The following is a 1,026-nucleotide window of genomic DNA, read 5'->3' on the forward strand; positions in this document are numbered from 1 at the left end:
CACGCGCGGCAGCGCCGCGCTGCCGCCCCCTCGCGCGCGATCGCCCGCGTGCGCAGGAAACAGTGGCCGCAGGTGACGACATAGAGCACCGCGATCACGCTGGAAATGTAGGTGCGGTCCGAGGTCAGCATCAAATGGATCAGGCCGAAGCGCCAGAGCAGCACGACCGCGAAGATCGAAAGCCCGGTGAAAATCATCCAGAACAGGAGCGCACTGCGCTCGGATGGGTCGGTCGCGGTCTCCGCGATCGGTCCAATCGTCATCGAACTCATGCTGCACTGCTCCTGGCCTGCAACGATGCCCCGCTGATTAGATCAAAGCCGCAGCGCCCGGTCCAAAGAGCCATGCCCAATCCGGCTTGGGAAATTTGCCCGAGCTGCAATCCTGCCGTTCCCCGCAATTGGCAAGGCGCGGCGGCATTGTTAGGCTGACTTTACCAAACGTCGGGGATGACCGCATGCGCCTCGTGCTTCAGCTTGTCGCCCGCCTGCTTCTCATCGTCGTGCTCTGCCTTGGAGCCGCGACCGTGTGGGCCACTTTTGACGCCTATCGCAGCGTCGACCGGGCGACTGCGGCCTCGGCACAGCGGGTCGCGCAGGCGCTTCAGGCGTTGTACTGGCACGAGTTCCTGTTGCGCAGCAGCAGAACGCGCGAGCATCTCCTGCCGGTTCCGGACTGGCGCACGCTGGAGACGATGAAGCTGATCTCGCCGGGCGTCTGCGTCGAGTTCCAGCCCGCAACAGCATTCGAGAAGCCGCTCTGCGGCCAGAGCGAGGGACTAGGCAAGACTCCGCCGCGCTGGTTCGCCGCCATCGTGCCGACTTTCCTCGGCAACCACGCCGAAGTGATACGGCCGGTCAGTCCGCGCGCCGCGGCCGCCGGTACGGTCGTCGCCACGCCGGATGCGGCGGCCGCCATCTCGCTGGCCTGGGAGTATATCCTCAACGTGATCGACGTCGCGCTGCTGATGGCGGCGGCGATCGCGCTGCTCGCTTCGCTCGCGATCGCGCATGCGCTGGCGCCGGC

At 66.2% G+C, this 1,026-nt stretch carries 2 pseudogenes; one reads left to right on the forward strand and one right to left on the reverse strand.

Annotation, left to right across the window (positions count from 1 at the left end):
* Positions 1 to 272: pseudogene (locus tag AC630_RS41885) on the reverse strand (MotA/TolQ/ExbB proton channel family protein); the annotation flags it as partial.
* 185 nt (positions 273 to 457) lie between these two features.
* Between AC630_RS41885 and AC630_RS41890 the strand changes: the two are divergent.
* Positions 458 to 1,026, forward strand: a pseudogene (locus tag AC630_RS41890) (sensor histidine kinase); the annotation flags it as partial.

Source organism: Bradyrhizobium sp. AS23.2 (assembly GCF_001908185.1).
GTDB lineage: Bacteria > Pseudomonadota > Alphaproteobacteria > Rhizobiales > Xanthobacteraceae > Bradyrhizobium.